Here is a 7375-nt window from a genome sequence, read left to right as displayed (position 1 = left end):
CGCTACCGCCGCCGCTGTCGCTACCGCCGCCGCTGTCGCTACCGCCGCCGCTGTCACCACCACCACTGCCACCATCGCCATCTTTGTTGTGAACGATCAGCTCATTGGCGATGTAGCTGTGGCTGCCATCGAGCAGCAGATTGAAGAGTGCGGTAGTGGGCGGCGCCTCTATCCAGCAGAGTGACTCAACCAGCAGTAATTCCGGCTGGGGTTGTAGGGCCAGATTGCCCGTCACCATGACCGGTGCCGGGCGACACATTATCTGCATGCCGGTAAATAGCGGCAGCACCGCCAGTTGCGGGTTTTCGGTTCGGGTCATGGCCGGTGAGATGGCTGCCCAGCCCCGAGTGGTCAGCAGAGGGTGCTCTGCGGTAAAGAACGGGGGCAGATCATTGATCCCGTAGAGTCTGCGTTTGCCAAGTATTACCTGCTCGACAGCCAGGATCCGGTTGCTGCCGCCGTGCTGATCCAGCACCTGTTCACCGGCCCGGAGCGTCTCTATAGGGCGGATGGAACCATCTGCCATCGTGATGCGGGTGCCGGCGATAAAGCAGGACTTGGCATAAGCCTGATTCATTTGCCACTCATTATGGGTGAAGTCATAACTGAACGGGTTCGCAAACAGGGCGAGTGCGATGGCCGAGCCGATAAGCAATCTGCGTTGGCTGGCCTTGAATGGGGGTTGTGACATAGGGACTCCTTGTCCATCTTGGTTCACGGGATCCATTATAGATCGCTCTCTGATGGCGGAATTTCTGACCACAAATACAATAAACATGATGGAAAAACGATTGGCGTTCGTCACAATAATGCGTAAAATCGCATACTCGATGCTTGTAGCAACGAATCCCGCCTAAAAAGCCAGTTTCATGCCCTTCCCAAGCAGTAAAATGTAACAAGTGACGCATTTGTGTTCATTTTGTGCCTTGAAAAAGTCTTGTGATAACTGAAAAGTGATAAATATCCCCATCAGTTATCAAAAAGTTAAGGACATCCATGTTTTCCTTAGTCAAGCAAAGTGTCGCCGGGCTGCAAATCCTGTTTGTCGCCTTCGGTGCCATGGTTCTGGTGCCCCTGCTCACCGGATTGAACCCCTCCATGGCCCTGCTTGGCGCCGGTGTGGGCACCCTGTTGTTCCAGCTCTGCACCCGCCGCCAGGTCCCGATTTTCCTCGGTTCCAGCTTTGCCTTCATCGCTCCCATTATCTATGCCACCCAGACCTGGGGATTGCCATCCACCATGTTTGGCCTGTTTGCCGCCGGTTTCATGTATTTCATTCTGGCTGCGCTGATCCGGGCAAAAGGGATGGGGTTTGTGCACAAATTGCTGCCCCCGGTGGTGATTGGCCCGGTGATCATGGTGATCGGTCTTTCTGTGGCGCAGGTTGCCTGCAACATGGCGATGGGCCGTGCCGGTAGTGAGCAGGTAGTACCTGCGGGGACTGCGTTGACGCTGGCCGGTATCTCGCTGGCGGTCACCCTGATTGCAGCTGTGTTCTGCAAGGGGTGGATTAAGCTCATCCCCATCCTGTGCGGCGTGATTGCCGGTTATGTCTCGGCGGTGTCCATGGGCCAGGTGAATTTCGATGGCATGGTTAACGCCCCCTGGCTGGCGCTGCCCCACTTCGAAACACCGGAGATCAACTGGGCTGCTGCGTTGTTCATGTTGCCGGTAGCCATCGCCCCCTGTATCGAGCATATCGGTGGCGTGTTGGCGATTGGTGGCGTGACTGGCAAGGATTACACCAAGGATCCGGGTTTGCACCGTACGCTGACCGGTGACGGCATTGGCGTCTGCTTCGCCGGTTTCATCGGTGGCCCACCCGTGACCACCTACGCCGAAGTGACCGGTGCCGTGATGATCACTCGCAACTTCAATCCGGTCACCATGACTTGGGCTGCGGTGTTTGCCATCATTTTGGCCTTCTTCGGCAAGTTCAATGCGCTGCTCACCTCCATCCCGATGCCGGTGATGGGCGGTATCATGCTGCTGCTGTTCGGATCCATCGCTGCCATCGGTCTCAAGACGCTGGTGGAATCCAAGGTGGATCTGGGGCTATCACGCAATATCGCGATTGTCGCCGTGACTCTTACTGTCGGTGTCGGTGCGCTGGAGATGAAGATTGGCGACTTCGCGCTGGCCGGTGTTGGCCTGGCTTCTGTTGCCGCCATCCTGCTCAACCTGATCCTGCCCCAACCCTCTGAAGAGGGTGTGATGGACGCGGCCAAGGATTGAGTGTCACCAGACGTTCTTCGTTGATTTTCCGGTGTCTGTGCGGGCGAAACGCACAGATGCCGAACGTCCTGTTAGCTTCCGAGTAACTTGCACCAGGGACCGGTGACTTCACAGTGACCGGTCTTCTCGCTATTGTGCCAGCCAAGTTGATGGTAGAAGGCGAGTGCGGCCGTGTTGCGAGCGCAACCTTGAGCGAGCCGAGCGGCGAATCAGCGAGGCCCCGCTCCAGTAGGGCGCGCCCGATCCCCTGACCGTGCCAGTCGCTTGACACATAGAGGTGATGGACGAAGTGCTCGGGCTGCCAGATGGCGATAAAGTCGCAAATATTGCCCCCCTGTTCGGCTACCCATATCCGTTCACCTTTGGTTTGTGCCTCGAAATCCTCGAGTTGGAAACGGGCGGGGGCGACCCAGTGAAAGGTGTGGCGGCGGCCCTTTAAAAACAGCCTAGCCAGTTGGGGGATGTCGTCTTTCTCCATGAGACGGGTCATATTTTCCTCCCGGATCAAGCCTCTGTTTGTTGAGGCAGCCGCACTGCGGCGGATTCATCCTATGCAAATGACAAGTGTGTGATTAAGGGCTGTCCATTGTATTTGCCATGGGGCTATACTGCCGGAGTCCCATGTATGGATGGCTTGAGGATCGCTGATTTATGGACAATAGACAGATTGAAGGCAATATTTTTGTTCCGGCGCACATAGACGATGTCTGGCACGCCTGGACCACCGAAAGCGGTCTGCGCAGCTTTTTGGCTCCCGAGTGTCTGATGGTGGCCGAACCGAACGGCCCTTTCGAGATCTACTTCAGACCCGACTTTCCCTTGGGCGAACGTGGTAGTGAAGGGTGCCGGGTCATGGCCGTCATGCCCTATGACCTGCTCAGTTTTAGCTGGAATTTTCCACCCAGCCTGCCCCATATCCGCCAGCAAAAGACCCAGGTTTGTCTGCGCTTTGTACCGGAAGGGCAGGGGACTCGCCTCTACTTCCTGCAGAGCGGTTGGGCCAATGATCCGGATTGGGATCAGGGTTATGCCTATTTTCGGGAAGAGTGGCTGGAGACCAGTCTGCCACGGTTGCAGTACCGTTTTACCCACGGTCCCATCGACTGGAACAATCCTCCCGACAAGGCGCAGCTGAAGGCGCTGGCCCAGTAATCCCGGATATCAGACATAAAAAAAACCGGCCAAAAGGCCGGTTGAAACAGTTCAGGCTTGTCAGGTGACAAACGTATCCAGCGGATGAGAGTCGCTTTCCACTCCTTGTGAAGCACAACCCTCTTGGTTACGTGCGGCTACTTTATGCCATTCACACTGAATCGAGGCTGAACCATGAATGCTATCGCCTCGCACCCCGCTTATATCAGATAGTGATCCCCATCGACTGGCGCAAGTAAGCGCCCGCACCGAGCAGCCCCGGCCCTTCATGGGTGATCAGGAACACCGGGATCTCCTTGAGGTAGGACTTGAAACGCCCCTTGTCTTCAAAGGCGACCCGGAAACCGGAGCCGGTAAAGAACTCCTGGAAGCGCGGCACTATGCCACCTGCGATATAGACGCCGCCGAAGGTGCCCATGTTGAGGGCCAGATTGCCGGCAAAGCGGCCCATCAGCACGCAGAACAGGCTCAGGGTGCGACGGCAATCGAGGCACTCCCCGGCCAGTGCGCGCTCGGTAATGTCTTGGGGGGCGAACGGCGCGGGCTCACGACCATCGGATTTCACCAGCCCGCGATAGAGATTGACCAGACCCGGGCCGGAGAGGAAACGCTCTGCCGAGACATGGCCCAATTCCCCCCGCACTACCTGCAGCACCGCATCTTCCTCTTCGGTGTTGGCAGCAAAATCCACATGACCCCCTTCGCCCGGCAGGCTCAGCCACTGCTCACCCGCCTTGACCAGATGCGCTACCCCAAGGCCAGTGCCCGCACCATAGATGGCGATGGGCTTGCCAGCCACCGGCGCGGCGCCGCCCAGCTGGATGCGATCCGATTCAGTCAATACAGGAACCGCCATCGAGACTGCGGTAAAGTCGTTGATCACTTGCAGGCGTGCCAGCCCGAGATTGCTCTGCATCTCGCAGATGGAGAACTCCCAGCTGTGGTTGGTCATGGCAACCCAGTCACCGTTGATGGGGCAGGCGATGGCGATGCAGGCTTCTCCAACCTCTACCTTGTGTTCCTCCAGATAATGGCGTATCACGGCTTCAAGGCTGGGATGGGCCAGGCCTGAGTAGGTTTTTGCCTGAGAGATAGTACCGGTGGCCAGCTCACACAGGGCCAGACGCGCATTCGTGCCGCCGACATCGCCGACCAGCGCATGGGTATGCTGCATAACAACTCCTTCGTTACAGGATGGGGACGACAATGGTGTCCCGATATTATTGTTTGTTTATGACGGCCTATTCTATCCGAGCTCAAGCCTGCTCACCCGCCGGATCAATACAAACGTGCGCTTGCTCACAGTGTTGTTGCTTTGCAACATTTGTAAGCGCTTTCACGACAAGGTGACGTTTTGTAACGAAAAGTACGAAATAATTAGAGATGAGTCATACTTTGTATGGCAAGCGTTAGTTGCGATAACCGCTTGTCTTGTATAGTCCTTAGCTTGAATGGAAACTCGCTTAGCCGTAGATTGAGTGCAAAGACACTGAAGCTAAATTACAAAAACGTCTGGTGGTGATGATGAATACCCTTGATAAAATTACGAACAATCTGGAAAGTTTCAGTAAATCAGAACGCAAGGTTGCCGAGGTGATCTTGGCGTCTCCCCAGACCGCCATCCACTCCAGCATCGCTGCTCTGGCCAAGATGGCCGATGTCAGTGAACCGACCGTCAACCGCTTTTGCCGCCGTCTCGATACCAAGGGCTTTCCTGATTTCAAACTCCATCTGGCCCAGAGTCTGGCCAATGGCACCCCTTACGTAAATCGTCATGTGGAAGCGGAAGATGGGCCGGATACCTACACCGCCAAGATTTTCGAATCCACCATGGCTTGTCTGGATGCCGCCAAAAACAGCCTGGATATCTCTGCCATCAACCGCTGCGTCGATATCCTGACCCAGTCCAAGAAGATCAGCTTCTTCGGCTTGGGGGCTTCTTCTGCCGTTGCCCGAGATGCCCAGAACAAATTCTTTCGCTTCAACATTCCGGTAGTGAGCTTTGACGATATCGTCATGATGCGGATGAGTTGCATCAACAGCAGCGAAGGGGATGTGGTGGTGCTGATTTCCCATACCGGCCGCACCAAGGCGCTGGTCGAAATTGCTGCGCTGGCTCGCGAAAACGATGCCACCGTCATCGGCATGACCGCCAAGGATTCTCCGCTGGCCCGCGAGTGCAACCTGGTGCTCTCCATGGATGTGCCGGAAGATACCGATGTCTATATGCCTATGGCATCCCGTATCGCTCAACTGGTGCTGGTGGATGTGCTGGCGACCGGTTTTACCCTGCGTCGTGGGATGAAATTTCGCGAAAATCTGAAGAAAGTAAAAGAGGGATTGCGCGAATCCCGCTTCGAAACCCCGCACTCTTCCTGAACCATCGGGGGCTCCGGTCCCAGGCTGTCTATGCCACCCGCCTTGCCTTGGTGTAGTATGTAATTTAACAACAAAAACTACCCAGATGGTTTGCAAACGGGTGTATCGAGCCATCGGCTTGAGAGGGCAGAATTTCAAGTCATATCAACTTCATATTGGAGTCTTTCATGCCTAGACGTACAAAGATTGTAACCACACTCGGTCCTGCTACCGACCGCGAAGGGATCCTCGAAGGGATCATCCGCGCCGGTGCCGACATGGTGCGGATGAACTTCTCTCACGGCACTCCTGAAGATCATATCCAGCGCGCCAATCAGGTGCGTGACATTGCTGCCAAGCTCGGTCGTCACGTTGCCATCATGGGTGATCTGCAGGGGCCGAAAATCCGTGTTTCCACTTTCAAGGATGGCAAGATCTATCTCGCCATCGGTGACAAGTTCATTCTCGATGCGGCCCTCGGCAAGGGTGAAGGTTGTCAGGAGCAGGTTGGCATCGACTACAAGAGCCTGCCAGACGATGTCGTGCCGGGTGATATCCTGTTGCTGGATGACGGTCGGGTGCAACTGAAAGTCGAGCAGGTTGAAGGCACCCGCATTCACACCACTGTGACCGTGGCCGGGCCGCTCTCCAACAACAAGGGCATCAACAAGAAAGGGGGCGGTCTCTCCGCTCCGGCCCTGACCGAGAAAGACAAGGAAGACATTAAGACCGCTGCCCGCATGGATGTAGACTATCTGGCTGTCTCCTTCCCGCGCTGTGGCGATGATCTGCGCTACGCTCGCGAACTGGCACGTGAAGCCGGTTCCAATGCCAAGATCGTGGCCAAGGTTGAGCGCGCCGAAACCGTTGCCACCGATGAGGCGATGGAAGATATCATCCTCGGTTCCGATGCCGTCATGGTCGCCCGTGGCGATTTGGGCGTCGAGATCGGTGACCCCGAGCTGGTTGGCGTACAGAAGAAGTTGATCCGCCATTCCCGTCGTCTGAACCGCGTCGTGATCACCGCCACCCAGATGATGGAGTCGATGATCAATGCGCCGCTGCCGACTCGTGCAGAGGTCATGGACGTGGCCAACGCCGTGCTGGATGGCACCGATGCGGTGATGCTATCTGCCGAAACCGCCGCCGGTCAGTTCCCCATCGAGACCGTGACCTCCATGGCGAGCGTCTGTGTCGGTGCCGAGAAGCACCCGAGCCTGAACGTCTCCAACCACCGCATGAGCTACACCTTCACTTCCGTTGAAGAAGCTGTAGCCATGTCCACCATGTATGCGGCCAACCACCTGGAAGGGGTCAAGGCGATCGTGGCGTTGACCGAGTCCGGCACCACTCCGCTGCTGATGTCCCGTATCAGCTCCGGTCTGCCGATCTTCGCCATGTCTCCCCACAACAAGACCCTGTCCTGGACTAACCTCTACCGTGGCGTCACCCCGGTGATGTTTGACGGTGACGAGACCAGACCGGTCTATGAAGTGTGCCGCGACGCGCTGGCCGTGCTCAAGGAGAAGGGGCTGCTGCAGAGCGGCGACATGGTGCTGCTGACTCACGGTGACAAGATGGAAACCGTGGGCAGTACCAACACCTGCAAGGTGATGATGGTCGAATAAGC

5 protein-coding genes and 2 pseudogenes are annotated in these 7375 nt (G+C 56.5%); 4 read left to right on the top strand and 3 right to left on the bottom strand.

What is annotated here, in order from left to right; all coding sequences use genetic code 11:
* Positions 1-691 (bottom strand): annotated as a pseudogene (locus ACRAUW_RS07320) (hypothetical protein); the annotation flags it as partial.
* 305 nt (positions 692-996) lie between these two features.
* Between ACRAUW_RS07320 and ACRAUW_RS07315 the strand changes: the two are divergent.
* On the top strand, positions 997-2235 hold the full coding sequence (locus ACRAUW_RS07315; RefSeq protein WP_431361751.1) for a uracil-xanthine permease family protein: 1239 nt from the start codon (positions 997-999) through the stop codon (positions 2233-2235).
* 71 nt (positions 2236-2306) lie between these two features.
* On the opposite strand, the pseudogene ACRAUW_RS07310 reads toward ACRAUW_RS07315, so the two are convergent.
* Positions 2307-2725: pseudogene (locus ACRAUW_RS07310) on the bottom strand (GNAT family N-acetyltransferase).
* A gap of 161 nt (positions 2726-2886) precedes the next feature.
* Between ACRAUW_RS07310 and ACRAUW_RS07305 the strand changes: the two are divergent.
* Positions 2887-3387, top strand: coding sequence for an SRPBCC family protein (locus ACRAUW_RS07305; protein ID WP_431361750.1), 501 nt, complete (start codon positions 2887-2889; stop codon positions 3385-3387).
* A 205-nt stretch (positions 3388-3592) separates the two neighbouring features.
* Here the strand turns inward: ACRAUW_RS07305 and glk are convergent, their stop codons facing one another.
* On the bottom strand, positions 3593-4561 hold the full coding sequence (gene glk / locus ACRAUW_RS07300; protein ID WP_431361749.1) for a glucokinase: 969 nt from the start codon (positions 4559-4561) through the stop codon (positions 3593-3595).
* Positions 4562-4911: 350 nt separating this feature from the next.
* On the opposite strand from glk, the gene ACRAUW_RS07295 reads away from it, so the two are divergent.
* Together ACRAUW_RS07295 and pyk are read left to right on the top strand one after the other, a co-directional pair.
* The gene (locus ACRAUW_RS07295) at positions 4912-5766 is read left to right on the top strand and encodes a MurR/RpiR family transcriptional regulator (protein ID WP_431361748.1); all 855 of its coding nucleotides are present in this window, start codon (positions 4912-4914) and stop codon (positions 5764-5766) included.
* Positions 5767-5933: 167 nt separating this feature from the next.
* Positions 5934-7373 (top strand): pyruvate kinase, encoded by a 1440-nt coding sequence (gene pyk, locus ACRAUW_RS07290; protein ID WP_431361747.1) that lies wholly within the window; start codon positions 5934-5936, stop codon positions 7371-7373.
* The last annotated feature ends 2 nt before the right edge of the window (positions 7374-7375 follow it).

Origin of the sequence: Aeromonas sp. (genome assembly GCF_050633025.1) — a bacterium.
Taxonomy (GTDB): Bacteria; Pseudomonadota; Gammaproteobacteria; order Enterobacterales; family Aeromonadaceae; genus Aeromonas.
This window is presented reverse-complemented; position numbering and strand designations above follow the sequence as displayed.

What these genes read in the sequence shown, in the direction of transcription:
- ACRAUW_RS07315 (WP_431361751.1), top strand. Translation starts at nt 997, where the DNA reads ATGTTTTCCTTAGTCAAGCAAAGTGTCGCCGGGCTGCAAATCCTGTTT.
- ACRAUW_RS07305 (WP_431361750.1), top strand. Translation starts at nt 2,887, where the DNA reads ATGGACAATAGACAGATTGAAGGCAATATTTTTGTTCCGGCGCACATA.
- glk (WP_431361749.1), bottom strand. Translation starts at nt 4,561, where the DNA reads ATGCAGCATACCCATGCGCTGGTCGGCGATGTCGGCGGCACGAATGCG.
- ACRAUW_RS07295 (WP_431361748.1), top strand. Translation starts at nt 4,912, where the DNA reads ATGAATACCCTTGATAAAATTACGAACAATCTGGAAAGTTTCAGTAAA.
- pyk (WP_431361747.1), top strand. Translation starts at nt 5,934, where the DNA reads ATGCCTAGACGTACAAAGATTGTAACCACACTCGGTCCTGCTACCGAC.